Annotated in this window: 16 protein-coding genes; 6 read left to right on the top strand and 10 right to left on the bottom strand. The window is 63.7% G+C overall.

Features of this window, described 5'->3' with window-relative positions:
* Positions 1–69: 69 nt before the first annotated feature.
* The 4 genes from G7048_RS08970 to G7048_RS08955 form a co-directional block, all read right to left on the bottom strand.
* Entirely contained in the window at positions 70–1050 is a 981-nt protein-coding gene (locus G7048_RS08970; protein WP_205750387.1) for a tripartite tricarboxylate transporter substrate binding protein, read from the bottom strand.
* 107 nt (positions 1051–1157) lie between these two features.
* Positions 1158–1928, bottom strand: coding sequence for a crotonase/enoyl-CoA hydratase family protein (locus G7048_RS08965; RefSeq protein WP_166067800.1), 771 nt, complete (start codon positions 1926–1928; stop codon positions 1158–1160).
* 32 nt (positions 1929–1960) lie between these two features.
* Positions 1961–2728 (bottom strand): SDR family NAD(P)-dependent oxidoreductase, encoded by a 768-nt coding sequence (locus G7048_RS08960; RefSeq protein ID WP_166067799.1) that lies wholly within the window; start codon positions 2726–2728, stop codon positions 1961–1963.
* A gap of 1 nt (position 2729) precedes the next feature.
* On the bottom strand, positions 2730–3908 hold the full coding sequence (locus G7048_RS08955) for a thiolase family protein (protein WP_166067798.1): 1179 nt from the start codon (positions 3906–3908) through the stop codon (positions 2730–2732).
* A gap of 221 nt (positions 3909–4129) precedes the next feature.
* On the opposite strand from G7048_RS08955, the gene G7048_RS08950 reads away from it, so the two are divergent.
* The 3 genes from G7048_RS08950 to G7048_RS08940 all read left to right on the top strand — a co-directional run bounded on the left by G7048_RS08950 (position 4130) and on the right by G7048_RS08940 (position 7959).
* The gene (locus tag G7048_RS08950; RefSeq protein ID WP_166067797.1) at positions 4130–5704 is read left to right on the top strand and encodes an AMP-binding protein; all 1575 of its coding nucleotides are present in this window, start codon (positions 4130–4132) and stop codon (positions 5702–5704) included.
* A 51-nt stretch (positions 5705–5755) separates the two neighbouring features.
* Positions 5756–6898 carry an acyl-CoA dehydrogenase family protein gene (locus G7048_RS08945; RefSeq protein WP_166067795.1) on the top strand — a complete coding sequence of 381 codons (1143 nt, stop codon included), beginning with the start codon at positions 5756–5758 and terminating at the stop codon, positions 6896–6898.
* 74 nt (positions 6899–6972) lie between these two features.
* The gene (locus tag G7048_RS08940; RefSeq protein WP_240933221.1) at positions 6973–7959 is read left to right on the top strand and encodes a tripartite tricarboxylate transporter substrate binding protein; all 987 of its coding nucleotides are present in this window, start codon (positions 6973–6975) and stop codon (positions 7957–7959) included.
* 15 nt (positions 7960–7974) lie between these two features.
* Here G7048_RS08940 and G7048_RS08935 read toward each other — a convergent pair whose 3' ends face one another.
* Complete coding sequence (locus G7048_RS08935; protein ID WP_166067794.1) at positions 7975–8790, bottom strand: hypothetical protein; 816 nt, start codon at positions 8788–8790, stop codon at positions 7975–7977.
* An 83-nt stretch (positions 8791–8873) separates the two neighbouring features.
* Entirely contained in the window at positions 8874–10595 is a 1722-nt protein-coding gene (locus G7048_RS08930; RefSeq protein WP_166067793.1) for an FMN-binding glutamate synthase family protein, read from the bottom strand.
* Positions 10596–10886: 291 nt separating this feature from the next.
* Between G7048_RS08930 and G7048_RS08925 the strand changes: the two genes are divergently transcribed.
* Positions 10887–11729 carry a YecA family protein gene (locus G7048_RS08925; RefSeq protein ID WP_166067792.1) on the top strand — a complete coding sequence of 281 codons (843 nt, stop codon included), beginning with the start codon at positions 10887–10889 and terminating at the stop codon, positions 11727–11729.
* Positions 11730–12066: 337 nt separating this feature from the next.
* Here the strand turns inward: G7048_RS08925 and G7048_RS08920 are convergent, their stop codons facing one another.
* The 4 genes from G7048_RS08920 to thiL form a co-directional block, all read right to left on the bottom strand.
* Complete coding sequence (locus G7048_RS08920) at positions 12067–12486, bottom strand: CinA family protein (RefSeq protein ID WP_240933306.1); 420 nt, start codon at positions 12484–12486, stop codon at positions 12067–12069.
* 125 nt (positions 12487–12611) lie between these two features.
* Complete coding sequence (locus G7048_RS08915; protein ID WP_240933305.1) at positions 12612–13082, bottom strand: phosphatidylglycerophosphatase A; 471 nt, start codon at positions 13080–13082, stop codon at positions 12612–12614.
* Between the two features lie 133 nt (positions 13083–13215).
* A complete protein-coding gene (locus G7048_RS08910) occupies positions 13216–14859 on the bottom strand; it encodes a DUF4139 domain-containing protein (protein ID WP_166067789.1) in 1644 nt (547 codons plus the stop codon).
* Positions 14860–14930: 71 nt separating this feature from the next.
* A complete protein-coding gene (gene thiL / locus G7048_RS08905) occupies positions 14931–15902 on the bottom strand; it encodes a thiamine-phosphate kinase (protein WP_166067788.1) in 972 nt (323 codons plus the stop codon).
* A gap of 96 nt (positions 15903–15998) precedes the next feature.
* Here thiL and G7048_RS08900 point away from each other — a divergent pair, with 96 nt between their 5' ends.
* Complete coding sequence (locus G7048_RS08900) at positions 15999–16388, top strand: hypothetical protein (protein ID WP_166067787.1); 390 nt, start codon at positions 15999–16001, stop codon at positions 16386–16388.
* A 13-nt stretch (positions 16389–16401) separates the two neighbouring features.
* Positions 16402–16821 (top strand): hypothetical protein, encoded by a 420-nt coding sequence (locus G7048_RS08895; protein ID WP_166067786.1) that lies wholly within the window; start codon positions 16402–16404, stop codon positions 16819–16821.
* Positions 16822–16830: the final 9 nt, after the last annotated feature.

The raw sequence follows: 16830 nt of genomic DNA, 5'->3' as shown, positions 1-16830 counted from the left end.
CCCGGACATTACAAGGAAATTGCGGAGCACGAGATCCGTAGACTGTCTCAAAACTAGTGCCGATGCACGTCAATCCAACTGCAACTTCTGACTGACGATCAGCTCGCCCCAGGATTTCTGGTCGTCGTTCACCATCTTGTCGAATTGGTCTGAAGGCATGCCGCCGGGTCGTCCGCCGAGTTCGCGGTAGCGCTTTTGCACCTCGGGCATGTGCAGCACGGCGATGAGGTTGTCGGTGAGTTTCTTGACGATCTCGGGTGGCGTTTTGGCGGGTACGAAGAAGCCCATCCAGCCGACTTTGTTGAAGTCGGGCATGCCGAGTTCGGTCATGGTGGGCACGTCGGGCAGCTCGGGTTCGCGTGTGGCTCCGGTGACTGCGAGGGGGCGCAGTTTGCCGTCCTTGATGTGGGCGAGCGAGGCGGTCATGTTGTCGAACATGAATTGTGTTTCGCCGCTCACCACGGCCATGGTGCCGGGAGCCGAGCCTTTGTAGGCGACATGCACGACGTCGGTGCCTGTGCGTTGCTTGAACAGTTCGCCCATGAGGTGCGTGGTCTGGCCGACACCTGCGGATGAGAACGCAAGCTTGCCTGGTTCCTTGCGTGCGGTGTCGATGAGCTGGGGCAGGCTTTTGATGGGCGATTTGCTCGGCACGACCAGCACGTTGGCGAACGAGATCATGTCGGTGAGCGCGATGAAATCCGTGGGCTTGTAGCTGAGCTTTTTGTACGCGCTGTAGTTGATGGCATTGGAGCCCGAGTTGCCGACGAGCACGGTGTAGCCGTCGGGCTGGGCACGCGCGACGATGCCTGAACCGAGCGATCCGCCTGCGCCGGGTTTGTTGTCCACGACGATGGGCTGACCCAGTCGCTCGCCCAGCTTGATGGCCAGAAAGCGCGCAGGAATGTCGGTTGATCCACCGGCCGCGCCGGGGATGACGAAGGTGATGGGCTTGCTGGGCCAACTGGTGTCGGCATGCGCGAACAAGGGCTGCGCGCACAGCAATGTGATGGCGGCGGCGATGCACGCGCGTCTGGCCGGGTGAATCATGGTGATCTGCTCCTTCATCTTCCAACGTTGAATCCGAAACTCATCCATTGCGCCGACAGGACGCGCGGTCAAAGCCGTCGTCAATGCATCATCACATCAGCGCTGGATCACACGCCCTTCCAGGCGGGCTTGCGCTTTTCTGCAAAGGCGGCAGCGCCTTCGCGCGCGTCCTGCGATGTGAATACCGGGTTGGTGATCGCGGCTTGCTTGTCGAACATTTCTTCGCGGCTCCAGTCCACCGACTCGGTCACCACCTGTTTGCTCGCGACCAGCGACAGCGGGCCGTTGGCGGCGACGGCATTGGCCAGTTCGATGGCGGCATCGAGTGCCGTGCCGGGTTCGACCAGACGGTTGATCAGGCCGTTCTGGTGCGCGCGTTCGGCGCTCAGCATGTCGCCCGTGAGGATGCATTCCATGGCGATGTGATACGGCATGCGCTTGGACAGGCGCAACAGGCCACCGCCCGCAGCCGCCAAGCCGCGCTTCACTTCAGGCAGACCGAATTTGGCGGCGCTGGATGCGACCACCAGATCGCAGGCGAGCACGACTTCAAAGCCGCCTGCGAGCGCGTAGCCTTCGACCGCTGCGATCACCGGTTTGCGCGGTGGCTTGATGGTGATGCCGCAGAAGCCGCGACCGGGGATGCTGGGGCGTTTGCCTTGCAGAAAGCCCTTCAGGTCCATGCCTGCGCAGAACGTGCCGCCCGCGCCGACGATGATGCCGACGCTGAGTGCGGGGTTCGCATCGAACGCATCGACGGCGGCCACCATGGCTTCGGCCATCTCCAGCGTCACGGCGTTCTTCGCTTCGGGGCGATTGAGCGTCATGATCTGGATGTTGCCGCGAATTTCTACGAGCAGTGGTGGGGCTTCTGACATGAAAATATCTCCTTGAGAAATCTATAAATTGCTCAGCGCGGCTGCATGCGAATCGCGCCGTCAAGGCGAATGGTTTCGCCATTGAGCATGGGATTTTCAAGGATATGCAGGGCCGTCAGCGCATATTCGTTCGGCTTTCCGAGACGCGGTGGATTGGGAACCGAAGCGGCGAGCGACTGGCGGATTTCTTCGGGCAGCTTGGCGAGAATCGGCGTGTCGAAAAGCCCCGGCGCAATCGTGCACACGCGGATCATCTTGGTCGCCAGATCGCGCGCCGCAACGATGGTCATGCCGATGATCCCGGCCTTCGCGGAAGCATATGGAATCTGCCCGATCTGGCCTTCGTAGCCTGCCACCGATGCGGTCAGCACGCAGGCTCCGCGCTCGCCTTCGATGGGCGCGTTCTTGGCCATCGACGCCGCCGCGAGACGCAGCGTGTTGAACGTGCCGATGAGGTTGATGCGCACGATGTTGGTGTACTTTTCGAGCGAGCCGGGGCTGCCGTCTTTCTCCACCAGTCGCACCGGACCACCGACGCCCGCGCAATGAATCAACGCGCGAAATTCGCCGAATTGTTCCGCTGCTGCAATCGCGGCCAGCATCTGCTCGCCATCAGCCACATCGGCTTTCACGAACTTCAATTGACCTGCGTATTGCTTCTCCATCGCCGCGCCGCGTTCATCGTTGAGATCGACCGCGACCACGTTCAGCCCACGCTCCAGCAACGCAAGCGCCGTGGCTTCGCCGAGGCCCGATACGCCGCCGGTGACGATGGCGGTCATTCCTTTTTGCAGCTTCATCTCACAGCCTTTCAATGATCGTTGCATTGGCCATGCCGCCGGCTTCGCACATGGATTGCAGGCCGTAGCGCTGACCGCTGTCTTCCATCGCATGCAGCATGGTGGTCATCAAGCGTATGCCCGATGCGCCGAGTGGATGGCCGAGCGCGATTGCGCCGCCGCGTGGATTCAGGCGTTCGCCATCGGCCTTCAATTCCTTTTGCCAAGCCATCGGCACGGACGCGAAGGCCTCGTTGATTTCGTAGTGCTGTATGTCGTCGAGCTTCATCTTCGCTTTGGCGAGCACGCGCTGCGTGGCGGGAATCGGCGCGGTGAGCATGTACAGCGGATCGTCGCCCACCACATCGAACGCGACGAATCGCGCGCGCGGGCGCAGGCCGAGTTGGTTGGCGCGCTGCTCGCTCATGATGAGCATGGCGCTGGCGCCGTCGGTCATCTGCGATGCGTTGCCCGCCGTGGTGCTCCATTGGATTTGCGGAAAACGCGCAGACAGCTCCTCGCTTTCGAACACGGCTTTCAAGCCCGCGAGTTTTTCGGGCGTGGTGCCTGCGCGAATGGTTTCGTCGGCGTTCACCAGACCATTCGGTGTCTGGATGCCGACGATCTCGCGTATGAAGCCGCCGCTCGATTGCGCGGCATGTGCGCGTTGATGCGAGCGGGCGGCATACCGATCCAGATCGTCGCGCGACAGGCCCCATTTGGCGGCGACCAGGTCTGCCGAAACGCCTTGGCCGACCAGACCCGGCGTGTAGCGTTCATCAAAGCGCTGGCCCGTCGTGTTCTTGCCCATGCGCGAGCTGCCCATGGGCACGCGGCTCATGGATTCGACGCCGCACGCGATCACGATGTCCTGCACGCCCGCCATCACTGCCTGCGCTGCAAAGTGCACGGCCTGTTGGCTCGATCCGCATTTGCGGTCGATGGTGGTCGATGGCACATGCATCGGCAGTCCGGCGGCCAGCCACGCGAGGCGACCGGGCGTGCCCGCCTGCTCGCCCGCCTGACTCACACAGCCGCAGATCACATCGTCCACCGAGCCGGGATCAATGCCCGTGCGCGTGATGAGCTGCTGGAGCACCTGCGAGAGCAGATCGACGGGGTGCAACTCGGCGAGCGCACCGTCCGGTTTGGCCCTTGCCATGGGGCTGCGGATGGCATCGACGATGACGGGAGTGTTCATGATTTGTGAGACATTGGGTTCATTAAATTAATAATAGGTTTCACAAAAACGAATTCGAACTGGTGGTAACCCGCAGGCTGCGCGCTGGGTCGGGCGGGATACTGCGCTCGTTCATTCGGAATTCGAGACTCGTGAACCGGATGTTATGAATTGAAGAACCCACGCACGACCCACTCGGTATGCAATGACCGGCGGTTTGCTTGTTTTGGAGACTTTCGGCAATGCACAACTTCCTGAGCTGGGCACAGCTTCAACCCGACAAGGTGGTCCTCGTTCAGGCCGAGACCGGGGAATCGTTCACCGCTGGGCGGATCGCCGGGCGCGCGCTGCAGATCGCGCAGTGGCTGGCGGCGCAGCAGTTGAAGGAGCGGGACACCATCGCCGTCCTGCTGGAGAACCGCGTCGAGATTCTGGAACTGGTGCTGGCCGCGCGCGAGGCGGGGCTGTATGCGGCGGTGATCAGCACGCACCTCACGCCCGCCGAGGTGCAATACATCGCGCAGGACAGCGGCGCGCAGATGCTGTTCGTGTCGTCCGCCACCTGGCCGAATGCGCAGGCGGCATCGCAGGCGCTCGGCTTGCCTTGTCATTCGGTGGATCGCGACACGCCAGGCGTCGGTGCCTTGGACGACGTGCTGAAAGCCGCGGGCGATGTGCCATTCCAGGACCTGAGCCTGCGTTCGCTGGGCCGCGATCTGCTGTATTCATCGGGCACGACGGGGCGGCCCAAGGGCGTGCGCAAGCCGCTGTTCGGTCCGCAGTACCGCGAGCAGACCGATCCGGAAGTCGCCAACACGCAGCGTCTCATGCAGTTCGGGCCGGACATGGCCTATCTCTCGCCTGCGCCGCTGTACCACGCTGCGCCGCTGCGCTACACGCTGCGCGCGCTCGATTCGGGCGGGCGCGCGGTGATCATGCGGCAGTTCGATGCGGAGTTTTCTCTCGCCTGCATCGAGCGTTTTCGCATCACCCACAGCCAGTGGGTGCCGACCATGCTCACGCGCATGCTCAAGTTGCCCGATGCGGTGAAAAGCCGCTACGACCTGTCCACGCACCGCGTCGCGATTCATGCCGCTGCGCCTTGCCCCATGCCGCTCAAGTGGGCGGTTTTGGACTGGTGGGGCGACATTCTCATGGAGTACTACGCGGGCTCGGAAGGCTGCGGCACGACGCTGATCGACTCGGCCGAATGGCGTCGCAAACCGGGCTCTGTGGGGCGTGCGATCGCGGGCGTGCTGCATGTCGTGGACGACGATGGCAACGAAGTCGCGCCTGGCGACATCGGCCGCATCTACTTTGAAAAAGGCGGCGAGTTCAACTACCTCAACGACGACGCCAAGACGCGCGAAGCCTTCAACGACAAGGGCTGGGCCACATATGGCGACATCGGTTATGTGGACGCGGACGGCTATCTCTTCTTGAGCGACCGGCGCGCGGACCTGATTCTTTCGGGCGGCGTGAATGTCTATCCACAGGAGATCGAAAACGCGCTCGTCGCGCATCCCGCTGTCGATGAAGTGGCGGTCGTCGGCGTGCCGCACGAGGATTTTGGTGAGCAGCCGATGGCGGTCATCGTGCTCAAGCCGGGGCATGAAGGCAATGAGGAGCTCGCGCGCGCCATCGTCTCGCAGGCTGCACCGCATCTGTCGAAAGTGAAGTGGCCAAGGCAGGTGGTGTTCGAGACAAAGCTGCCGCGTCTTGAAACCGGCAAGCTGCTGCGCCGCGTGCTCAAGGACCGTTTTCGCGAGCAGCCGAACGCGGGCTTCGATGTGCGCGCGGCGGTCGCCAAAGCATGAATCACGACGATTTTCTTTCCACCGAGACAACCGAAGTAATTGAGGTAGAGCATGCAGGATCTGATTGAACGCAGCGTTTTTCGTGAAGACCACGAACAGTTTCGCGAGGCCGCGCGCCGCTTCTTCGACAAGGAAGTCGTGCCGCACCACGCGCAGTGGGAGCGCGACGGCATCGTGCCCAAGGAGGTGTGGCGCAAGGCCGGGCGCGAAGGGCTGCTCAACCCCATGCTGCCCGAGCCGTATGGCGGCGGTGGCGACTTCGGGCATGCGGCGGTTCTGCTTGAAGAGATTGCGCGCACGGGCGCGAGCGGGCTGGGTTTTCCGCTGCACTCCGACATCGTCGCGCCCTATATCAACGCCTATGGCAGCACGGCGCAGAAGGACCGCTGGCTGCCGCGCATGGCGTCCGGCGAGCTGATCGGCGCGATAGCGATGACCGAGCCCGGCGCGGGCAGCGATCTCAAATCCGTGCGCACCACGGCGCGGCGCGAAGGCGATCATTACGTGATCAACGGCGCGAAGACCTTCATCACCAACGGCATCAATTCCGGGCTCGTCATCGTCGTGTGCAAGACCGCGCCGGAGATGGGTGCCAAGGGCGTGTCGCTGATCGTGGTGGAAGACGGCACGCCCGGTTTCAGCAAGGGCCGCAAGCTCGAGAAGATCGGCCTGATGGCGCAGGACACGTCCGAGCTGTTCTTCGACGATGTGAAGGTGCCTGTGGACCACCTGCTCGGCGAAGAGAACATGGGCTTCAAGTACCTCATGCACGAACTCGCGCAGGAGCGGCTGGTGGTGGCGGTGCGCGCTGCCGCATCGGTCGAGGCGTTTCTGCAGAAGACGATTGCCTACACGCGCGATCGCAAGGCCTTTGGGCAGCCGGTGTTCGAGTTCCAGAACACGCGCTTCAAGCTTGCCGAAGCCAAGTCGCAGGCGACCATGCTGCGCGTGTTCACCGACGACTGCATCGCGCTGCACATGCAGCGAAAGCTCACGCCCGAGCGCGCCGCGATGGTCAAGCTCAACGCCACGACGCTGCAGAACAAGCTGCTCGACGAGTTCCTGCAACTGCACGGCGGCTATGGCTACATGACCGAATACCAGATCGGCCGCGCGTGGACCGATGCGCGCATCGGCCGCATCTACGGCGGCAGCGACGAGATCATGAAGGAGATCATCGCGCGCACGCTGTGACCTGAGGTGACTTGACGCGCCCAGCGTCTCCATCCGAGTTTCGAGAGAGTGAAATCAGAGGAGGAAAAACCATCATGATGAAGTTCCCACTGCGCCGCCAGACACTGCTTGGCATTCTGTCGGCCACCATGCTCGCCACCGCGCCCTGGAGCGCAGCCACCGCAGACACCTATCCGGGCAGGCCGATCCGCGTGATCGTGCCGTACCCTGCTGGCGGCGGCACCGACATCATCGGTCGCCTGATCAGCGTGCATCTCAGCCAGCGCCTGGGGCAGAGCGTCATCGTCGAAAACAAGCCGGGCGCGAGCGGCATGCTCGGCAACGATCTGGTGGCCAAGGCACCGGGCGATGGCTACACGGTGCTGCTCGGCATCACGGCGCTGGTGCAGATTCCGTCGCTCTACAAGAAGGTGCCGTACAAGCTCAGTGATCTCACGCCCGTCTCGCAGACCGCCAAATCCGCCGACCTCATCATGGTGCCGCGCAGCTCGGGCATCAAGACGCTGCAGGAACTGGTCGACAAGGCCAAGGCCGAGCCGGGCAAGCTGAATTTCGGTTCGTACGGCAATGCCACTTCATCGCAGCTCAACGGCGAACAGTTCAAGATGAAGGCCGGCATCGACCTCACACATGTGCCGTATCAGGGCTCGGGGCCTGAGATGGCGGCGATGCTCGGCGGGCAATTGGCGAGCGCGTTTGTCGATGCGACGGGCGCGTATCCGCACATCAAGTCCGACAAGATCAACATCCTCGCGATCACCGGACAGCAGCGCCACCCCGCGCTGCCCGATGTGAAGACGCTGGGCGAGCTGGGCTATTCGGGCTTCGAGGCCAATGGCTGGTTCGGTTTTTTCCTGCCTGCATCGACGCCGCAGCCCATCGTGGACAAGCTCGGCAGCGAACTGGCCGCCATCGTCAAGCAGCCCGACATCACCAAGCGACTGTCGGAGATGGGGCTGATTCCGGTGGGCTCGACGCCGCAGGAATTCCGTTCCGTGCTTGATCGCGATGCCGCGCACTGGAAGGCCATCGTGGACGCTGCGCACATCAGCGTGGAGTGACGCTGACTTGGTGGCTCAGGCCATCAGGTCATGCATGGCTCTGAGCCGTTCCGTGTCACGCCCCAGTTTGCGGTTGGCGGGCAGGTGTTTGAGCCAGCGGGTTCGGCGCAGCGTGTTGCTGAGCACCTGATGGAAATCGGCGCTGCGCTCGGGCTGCGCCAGCCATTGCTTCCATACCTCGCGCGCTTCCTGCAGCGCGCCCGCGTGGCTCAGGTAGATGGCGGTGGAGTGGGCGTAGCAGAGCGCGTCGCGCACCTGGCAGACGGCCATCGGCAGCACGGCGAGTGGATCGTCCTCGAAATCGACGCAGGCCAGTTCGCCATCCGGGCAGACCACCATGTTGCGCGCAAAGGCCTGGCTCAACACGGTGCCCGAGCGGTGCACCTGATCGATCATCGCCAAGCCTTGTTTCCACAGCGGCATGACAGCCGACGGGCCATGCGGAACCACGGCGCGGATCTTGTTGCCGAGCGACGGCACTTCCTGACCGGGCAGGCCGAGGTGGCTCATGGCAAAGCCGTCCTGGTCTTCGGCCAGCAGCTTGGGCACGCGGATGCCGCGTGAGTCGAGGTCCTTCAAGCGACGGATTTCCGTGGCGATGGCTTCGCGCCCGCCATGGTTGACGACCGGGCCGAGCACGGGTTCATCAAGCAGTCTGCGCAGCACGCGCAGGATGTTGTAGCGCCACGCGGGGACCAGCGGGCCGGTGCGTTTGATCCAGACCCATTTGCCGTCGACTTCGTAGCGCTGGATGTTTTTCGACTGGGCGTGCAGATGCGCCTGCAGAAAGGCGTCGTAGTCGAAGGCGGGGGCGGTTGGGGCGTTGGACACGGGGCGTTGTCGAAAAGCGTCGTTGCTGGTGGGGCTTGCCAAGATCACTCGGACCATTGGCAACCCTCAAGCGTATCAGTACATCAGGCCGGGACGGCCAATTCCTGCTTTTTCTCGGCGCTGGGTGCCAACGGCGGCGGCGAGAACTGGAAGGTGTGGGCGCTGGCGTTGGGCCAGTATTGCTTGAACACGTTGTGCTGCTTGTCCAGATCGCCGAGCAGCGCGCCGGGCTCCACGCGCATCACCAGATTGGAGAGCTGGCGCACTTCGGTGTCGGAGATGCGACGCACGATGTGGTGGGCGGTGATGTCGCAGGGGTGCTCCAGCCCCGCCGCCTGCACCAGCTCCTGCAGTGCGTGCAGCGTGCTCTTGTGGAAGTTGGCGACGCGCGTGGCCTTGTCGGGCACGACCAGCGCCTTCTGGCGGCCGGGGTCCTGCGTGGCGACGCCGGTAGGGCAGTGGCCGGTGTGGCAGCTTTGCGCCTGAATGCAGCCCAGCGCCATCATGAAGCCGCGCCCCGCGTTGCACCAGTCGGCACCGAGCGCCATCATGCGCGCGATGTCGAACGCGGTGATCACCTTGCCCGCCGCGCCGATCTTCACACGGTGGCGCAGGCCCGCCCCGATCAACGTGTTGTGCACCAGCAGCAGGCCTTCCTGCAGCGGCACGCCGACGTGATCGACAAACTCGACCGGAGCCGCGCCCGTGCCGCCTTCCGCACCATCGACGACGATGAAGTCGGGCGTGATGTCGGTCTCGATCATGGCCTTCACGATGGCGAACCATTCCCATGGATGGCCCACGCAGAACTTGAAGCCGGTCGGTTTGCCGCCGGATTTTTCGCGCAGGCGGGCGATGAAATGCATCATCTCGACCGGCGTCTTGAACGCGCTGTGCGTGGGCGGGCTGATGCAGTCCACGCCCACCGGCACGCCGCGCGCGGCGGCGATCTCGGGTGTCACCTTCGGGCCAAGCAGCATGCCGCCGTGGCCGGGTTTGGCGCCCTGGCTGAGCTTCAGCTCGATCATCTTGACCTGCGGGTCGGTGGCGTTGGCAGCGTACTTTGCTTCGTTGAAGGTGCCGTCGTCGTTGCGGCAGCCGAAGTAGCCAGAAGCGACTTCCCAGATCAGGTCGCCGCCGTGTTCGCGGTGGTATTTGCTGATCGAGCCTTCACCGGTGTCATGCGCAAAACCGCCGGTCTTCGCGCCTTTGTTGAGCGCCAGAATCGCGTTGCCCGACAGTGCGCCGAAGCTCATCGCCGAGATGTTGAAGATGCTCGCGTGGTAGGGCTGGGTGCAGGGCGATGTGCCTTCCGCCGGCTTGTCGGGCGTGCCGCCGATCCAGATGCGGAAGTCGTGCGAGGTGAGTTTGGTCGGCTGCATCGAATGGTTCACCCATTCGTAGCCCTGCGCCGCCACATTGAGCAGCGTGCCCAGCGGGCGGCTGTCGGATTCTCCCTTGGCGCGCTGATACACCAGCGAACGCTGCGCGCGCGAGAAGGGCAGGGCCTCCTGATCGGATTCGATGAAGTACTGGCGAATCTCCGGGCGGATGTACTCGAGCATGAAGCGGAAGTGCCCGATGATCGGATAGTTGCGCAGGATGGCGTGGCGTGTCTGCAGCATGTCCCACACGCCGAGCACCGACAGCGCAAGGCAGATCGCATAACCGACCCACCACCAGCCGCCGCCCCATAGGCGCGCGGCGGCAAAGAACAGTCCCGTGCCCAGCAGGGCGAGCGTGAACGTGGTGTAGCGAATCGGTACCCATGCAGGGATGCGGCGAGGGGCGAGGGTTTGGCTCATCGGTCAGGCGCTGGAGTGGGTAGGGTGGCGGTCGCCGATCTCTGCGTGAAAGAGCGGCGGGGCTTTGTGACTCTGCCCAAGGGTATTGCACGCCATGCGGATTTGCATAGGGATTTGTAATGACCCTTTGGCGGCGCATCATCGCACTGCGGGCCAAGGTCAACCGGCAGGGCGCAGGGCTCATCGGGGGCGCGGCGTAAAATTGAGCCCTTTTCACGGCGACAAGGCGTGTTTTCCGCACGTTTTCCCTTTTCATCTGCTCGCCTCAACCAGAATCACCAGAACCTTCCCATGGCTGCACAAGACACCCCCCCCAACGCATCCGACGACGACTTCAATCCTGCGCTGAGCAACGACGCGCTCGATGAACTCGACGCGATGCTCGACGACATCCGCAGCCGCAACGAAGAAACCCCGCAATGGGAGTTCTGCGACGGTTTCCTGAGCGCGCTGGTCTGCACGCGCCGCCCCATCGAAGTCGCCGAATGGCTGCCGATGCTGCTGGGTGACGGCAGCTACATCGAAGATGCGCCGGAAGACGGTCCGCTGCCTTTCCAGGCCGACATCTTCAAGGACGAAGCCCAACAAGCGCGCTTCCTCGAACTGTGCCAACTGCGCCTGGATGAAGTCGCCTCACAACTCGACATCGAAACCGACGCGCTCGATTCCGACGACGCCTTCCAGCCCGAATGCATGGACATGCGCGGCGCGATCGCCATCCTGCCCGAGGCGGAAAAGGCCGAAATGGAAGGCCAGGACATCCCCTCGTTCGGCCAGGTCTGGGCGCTGGGCTTCATGTTCGCGGTCGAAAACTGGCCCGAAGACTGGGCCACGCCCCGCGACAAGGACGCCGCCAAGTGGATCGATGACTCGCTGGAAAAAGTCGTCGCCGTGACTGAAGACGACACCGGCAAGCCCGCCGTCAACCTCTATGACGACCAAGGCCCCGCCAGCACCAGCCAGGACCGCGTGGAAAAAGTCGGCGAAATGATCTGGGCCTGCTACGACCTGCGCCAGATCTGGAAAAGCTTCGGCCCCCGCGTGGAAACCGTCCGCAAGACCAACGAACCCGGCCGCAACGACCCCTGCCCCTGCGGCAGCGGCAAGAAGTACAAGAAGTGCCACGGCGCCTGAAATCCTGACAGGCCCTGCCCCCGCACCGGTCTCCGATCCCGCCCTTCTGACCACGCCTGATTCTGGAAGTTCGACCGGCGGTTTTGATCGGCAAGTGCCGATCAAAACTTCGTGAACTGACTCACGGCAGTTGTCCGAGCGGAGCGCCTGCGGCGCGAAGTCGAGTTCTGCCGTGCGCCGGTCGAACTTTCAGAATCAGGTTGCCCGCAGCAACGCTGCGGGTCGTGGGCAGCAGGGCTCAACTTTCTTTGGTCACTTTCTTTTTTGAAAAAAGAAAGTGACTCGCCCGCCGGGGCGAAACCCGGCCTCTGCAGTCAACCCCTCAGCGGCAGTCAGTTCAGCCCAGCAGCTCGTTCACCCGCTTGATGGCATGCATCAAGGTCGCCATCCGCACCGATGCGCGATCCCCCGCAAAGCGCTGAACCTCGCTGTGCAGCACCCCATCCACCTGCCACCCGAACCAGACGGTGCCCACCGGCTTGGCCTCGGTACCGCCACCCGGCCCCGCCACGCCCGTCACGGCAATGGTGACCTGCGCCTGCGAGCGCAGCACCGCGCCGGTCGCCATGGCGCGGGCAACGGGCTCGCTCACCGCGCCGTGCAGCAGGATGAGCATTCCGGGCACGCCCAGCAGATCGGTCTTGGCGGCGTTGGAATAGCTCACGAAGCCGCGCTCGAACCATTCGCTGGAGCCCGCCAGATCGGTGCAGGCGGCGGCGATCATGCCGCCCGTGCAGCTTTCGGCCGTGGCAAGCATGAGCTTGCGGGCCTTTAGCTTTTCGGCCAATTGGCGCAGGTCCTGCTCCAGCGGCTCGCTCGGCAGGCCGAACAGCTCCTTGAGCGACGATTGCGAAACTCCCTCCGGATTGTCTTGTTCGAGCATCAGATCCATCTCCAGACGGCGATCACCAGCAATGTGCAGAAGGCGGCCACGAGGTCATCGAACATGATGCCGAAGCCGCCGCGCCAGCCAAAACCCTTGAAGCATTGGTCCGCCCATTTCACCGGGTTGGGTTTGACGGCGTCGAAAAAGCGGAACAGTCCGAAGGCGACCAGTTGGCCCCAGAAGCCCATGGGCATGGCCAACCAGAGCACGATCCAGATGGCGACGACCTCGTCCCAGACGATGCTGCCGGGGTCGGCCACGCGCATGTTTTTGGCGGTGACGGTGCAGGCGATCCAGCCGACCACGATGGACACGGCGATCACGATGCCCATCTGCGCCTGCGTGAGCCACAGCTGCAGCACCAGAAACGCCAGCCATCCCCAGGCCGTTCCCACCGTCCCCGGCGCCACGCGCGAGAGACCGCTGCCGAAGCCGAGCGCAATCAGATGCAGCGGGTTGGAGAACATGAAATGCCGCAGCGACCGGCGCGGCGGCGCCGAGTCGGGCTGGTGCTCCGGCTGAGGCTGCGGCACAGGAGGGGGCGATGGGGATAAATCTTGCATCTTGGTTGACGAACTGGCGGCGTGCCAGCAGCAGGGATCACTGTGATTCCTGCAGACGCGCCTCCTTCGGGTAACGCAGTGTATGCGTTGCTACGAATCGCTGTGAAGAGGCAGGGGCAAGCGTTTCGCTCCAGAGCACCAATCCGGGGCGGCGGTTCCATTCCTTGTCGGCGGGCGCGGGCTCGTATTGTGACTTCACCTCGATCTGCTCGTTGCGCGAGACGGGCGATGCCTCCAGCACCTGCAGAGTCACCGGACGCTGGTGGCGGTTGTCCACGCGGTAGGCGTGCTGCACCTTGCGCTCGACATTCGAGCCGATGAAGCCCGCGCTGCCGGCATTCTGCTGTTGGGGCTCGGCGCTCACGACGACGCGTTCATCGCGACCGAACGACAGGCCGATGCGCGAGAGCTGGTCATCGTTGTTGTTGAGCGAACCCTGGCCGACATAGGCCCCGTCGCGGTACAGCGCCACGCTGGCCGTGGGCCACACGCCCGGCAGCGTGGGCAGTTGCGCGACCAGATAGGCCGCCTGCTCGACGGCGGGTGCCGTGCGCGTGACCAACTGCGCGCGCACATCATGCGTGCCCAGCGACAGCGTGACGCGCTGCCCGCCCGAAGGCACGGTGATGCGCTGCGGAACGCTGAATTCGGTGGCGTAGGCGCCCTCGCTGACCTGGACTTCAAAGCTCGGCATGGCGGGAGCCTGATCTCCAGCAGCCTCTTTGGCCATGGCTGATGCGGCTATTGGCGCGGGGGCCGCCGTGGCGTAGGCGCGAAGCGTCGCGTCCATCTGGGGCGGCGGCGCAATATCCAGCGTCCACTGGTTCGGCAGACGCCCCGCCGTGGCGCGCGTGGGCTGGCCGGTGGAGAGCACCAGTTGCACATTGCGCCAGTCCTCGCCCGTGTTCTGCGCGACGAGCGCCATGCGCTCGAGCTTGACCACATTGGTCGCGCTGTCCAGCGTGGCGCGGTAGTTGGGCGACCAGCTGGGGCCGCTCACCTGGTAGGTCAGGCGCAGGTCGCTGTCGCGTTCGGCGGCCAGCGTGATGGTGACGGTCGATACGCCGGTGATCGGGCCCGACGAACGATTGCGCTCGGCGGTCAGATGCTTGAGCGCGAGTTCCGCGGTCTCCTGTCTGCGTTTGGCTTGATTGAGTTTGAGAAGCACGTCTTGCGACGAGCGGCGCAGCGCATCCGTGGTGCTGCCGATGCTGGCCGAGCCCGGTGTGCCGGGGCCATTGCGTGGTTCTTCCGGCGGCTTGGTGGCCACGGTGTTCAGATAGCTCACCGCCAGTTGCAGCGATTCGGTCTCGGCCTTGGCAGTGGCGACCTTGTCCTCAGCCTCGCGCACCTGATCATCGAGCGGCGTGGCGCATTGACTGTCCAGATACCGGTCCTGCATCTTGATGCTGGTCTCGCCCATGCGCACGCTGGCATCGGCCTGCACTTGCAGGCTCTGCACATCGAGCATGGGGCTGGGCGGCAGGCAACGGATCGTGACGCTGCGCGCACCCGCTGGCACACGCACCACGCGCTCGACGGTGGCGCTACCGGGATAGACCTTCACCTGCGTGATGCTGGAACTCGCATCGGCCGCGAAGACTGGCGTGATCAGCAGGAGAGAAGATGCGAACGGAATGGTGCGCGCAATGCGCAAACGCGTGAGCGAAGGAAGTTGCATGGAGCCTCGTTGACTGTGGCGTCGGGGCTCTCATGCTACCAGCGCAGGCGGCTTTTCACGCGTACCTGCATTCAAGCGAAATGGTCGAACGAGGCCCAGCTTTGGCGCGACAAAGCCTGGCCTTGCGCGTCCAGCAAACGAATGCCCGGCTCTGCGGTGACGCTGCCGATGCGCGTCACGGGCGTGCTCGCTGATTGCGCAGCGGCTTCGACCTGCGAACGCAGATGCGCGGGTGCGGTGAACGCGAGTTCGTAATCGTCACCACCGGCGAGCGCGCATTGGTACCACTGGTCATCCGGCAGGGCGAGCGATGTCTTGCGCGCTGCCATGGTCTGCAGCACCGCGTCGGCATCGATCTGCGCCCCCACCTGGGACTGCTCCAGGATGTGCGTGAGATCGCCCAGCAGCCCGTCGCTGACATCGAGCGCGCTGCTGGCAATGCCGCGCAGCGCCAGTCCAAGCGCAACGCGCGGAGCGGGGCATTCAAGGCGCATGCGTGCGGCATTGAACAAGTCGGCAGGAAGCGCCGGAGTGATCTTGCCGAGCAGCGCATCGAGCGCCAAGCGCGCATCGCCGAGCGTGCCGCTCACCCAGATGTCGTCGCCCGCCTTGGCCCCGCTGCGCAGCAGGGCCTGACCGGCAGGCACTTCGCCGAACACGGTGATGCAGATATTGAGCGGACCGTGCGTGGTGTCGCCGCCCACCAGTTCGATCTCGTGCTCGTCCGCCAGTGCGAGCAGACCTTTGGCAAAGCCCGCCAGCCAAGGCTCGTCCACCTTCGGCAGCGACAGCGCAAGCGTGAACGCGAGCGGCCTGGCTCCGCAGGCCGCGAGGTCGCTGAGATTCACCGCCAGCGACTTGTGCCCCAGATGCACCGGGTCCACGTCTTCAAAGAAATGCCGGCCCGCCACCAGCATGTCGCTGGAAACCGCCAACTGCATGCCCGGCGTCACTTGGAGCAAGGCGCAATCGTCGCCCACGCCCAATGCGGCGCGGCGAACGGGGCGCGTGAAATAACGCGCGATCAGATCAAATTCACCCATAGGTGTGAAGCATAGGGCATACCGCATTTGCGGTATGTACTTTCACGCACCGTGACGGTTGAATGGGGGCTGTGATCTTCAACCGGGAGCGACACGATGAAAAAGCAGATTCTTTGGGCGACATGTTTGTTGTGGGGACTGGGTGCGGGGACTTCCGTGCAGGCACAGGATGCTGCCAACCCCTTCATCGGCAAATGGAACGTGGAGTGGCAGGGTGACAAAAAGTCGCAGGAGGCCGAACTGGAGATCACGGCGAGCGGCGGAACGTGGAAGACAGCCACAAGCAAACGCAAGGATCCCTGCGTCGGGCTCGCGGCTCCCGTCGAGATCGCAAGCGCCAGTGCAGAGAAACTGGAATTCATCATCAAGTTCTCGACCGCGTTGCAAGGCTGCAAGGATTCGTCGACTTTGTCGCTTGTGCGTGATGCGGACGGCAAAGTCTCCGGGCTGCGCGGCGAGAACCCCTTGACTCTGACGCGCAAGTAGATGGCATGACGCGATGAACATGCCCCGTGGATCCCTTTTGCCGAGTGCCCGGAGTGTCGCTGCGCTTGCGGTGTTGGCTTCTGTGCATTGGCTGGCCTGCCAACCGGCCATCGCGCAGACGGCGAGCGATCCGTTCATCGGACGGTGGACGGTGAAGTGGGACGGCAAGACCAAGCCGGAGGAAGCCGATCTGGAAATCGCGGAAACCGGCGGCTATTGGCAGACCTATGCACGGGGTGGTGAAAATCCGTGTGTTGGTCGCAGGGCCCCGATAGAGCGGCTGCGTGAGGAGGGCGACAAGCTGGTTCTCGTGTTGCGGTTTTCGCAAGCGCTGCAGGGATGTGTGGATTCGAAAATAGTCCTGCGTGCAACGGCAGATGGTCAACTTGTCGGCAGGCGCGGCACGACGGAGCTGACCGTCACGCGCAAATAGATGCCACAG

The organism is Diaphorobacter sp. HDW4B, from assembly GCF_011305535.1.
GTDB lineage: Bacteria > Pseudomonadota > Gammaproteobacteria > Burkholderiales > Burkholderiaceae_C > Diaphorobacter_A.
This window is presented reverse-complemented; position numbering and strand designations above follow the sequence as displayed.

Coding starts and splice junctions, on each gene's coding strand:
- G7048_RS08900 (WP_166067787.1), top strand. CDS start 15,999: ATGAAAAAGCAGATTCTTTGGGCGACATGTTTGTTGTGGGGACTGGGT.
- G7048_RS08930 (WP_166067793.1), bottom strand. CDS start 10,595: ATGAGCCAAACCCTCGCCCCTCGCCGCATCCCTGCATGGGTACCGATT.
- G7048_RS08955 (WP_166067798.1), bottom strand. CDS start 3,908: ATGAACACTCCCGTCATCGTCGATGCCATCCGCAGCCCCATGGCAAGG.
- thiL (WP_166067788.1), bottom strand. CDS start 15,902: ATGGGTGAATTTGATCTGATCGCGCGTTATTTCACGCGCCCCGTTCGC.
- G7048_RS08925 (WP_166067792.1), top strand. CDS start 10,887: ATGGCTGCACAAGACACCCCCCCCAACGCATCCGACGACGACTTCAAT.
- G7048_RS08970 (WP_205750387.1), bottom strand. CDS start 1,050: ATGATTCACCCGGCCAGACGCGCGTGCATCGCCGCCGCCATCACATTG.
- G7048_RS08940 (WP_240933221.1), top strand. CDS start 6,973: ATGATGAAGTTCCCACTGCGCCGCCAGACACTGCTTGGCATTCTGTCG.
- G7048_RS08915 (WP_240933305.1), bottom strand. CDS start 13,082: ATGTTCTCCAACCCGCTGCATCTGATTGCGCTCGGCTTCGGCAGCGGT.
- G7048_RS08920 (WP_240933306.1), bottom strand. CDS start 12,486: ATGCTTGCCACGGCCGAAAGCTGCACGGGCGGCATGATCGCCGCCGCC.
- G7048_RS08960 (WP_166067799.1), bottom strand. CDS start 2,728: ATGAAGCTGCAAAAAGGAATGACCGCCATCGTCACCGGCGGCGTATCG.
- G7048_RS08910 (WP_166067789.1), bottom strand. CDS start 14,859: ATGCAACTTCCTTCGCTCACGCGTTTGCGCATTGCGCGCACCATTCCG.
- G7048_RS08895 (WP_166067786.1), top strand. CDS start 16,402: ATGAACATGCCCCGTGGATCCCTTTTGCCGAGTGCCCGGAGTGTCGCT.
- G7048_RS08965 (WP_166067800.1), bottom strand. CDS start 1,928: ATGTCAGAAGCCCCACCACTGCTCGTAGAAATTCGCGGCAACATCCAG.
- G7048_RS08950 (WP_166067797.1), top strand. CDS start 4,130: ATGCACAACTTCCTGAGCTGGGCACAGCTTCAACCCGACAAGGTGGTC.
- G7048_RS08945 (WP_166067795.1), top strand. CDS start 5,756: ATGCAGGATCTGATTGAACGCAGCGTTTTTCGTGAAGACCACGAACAG.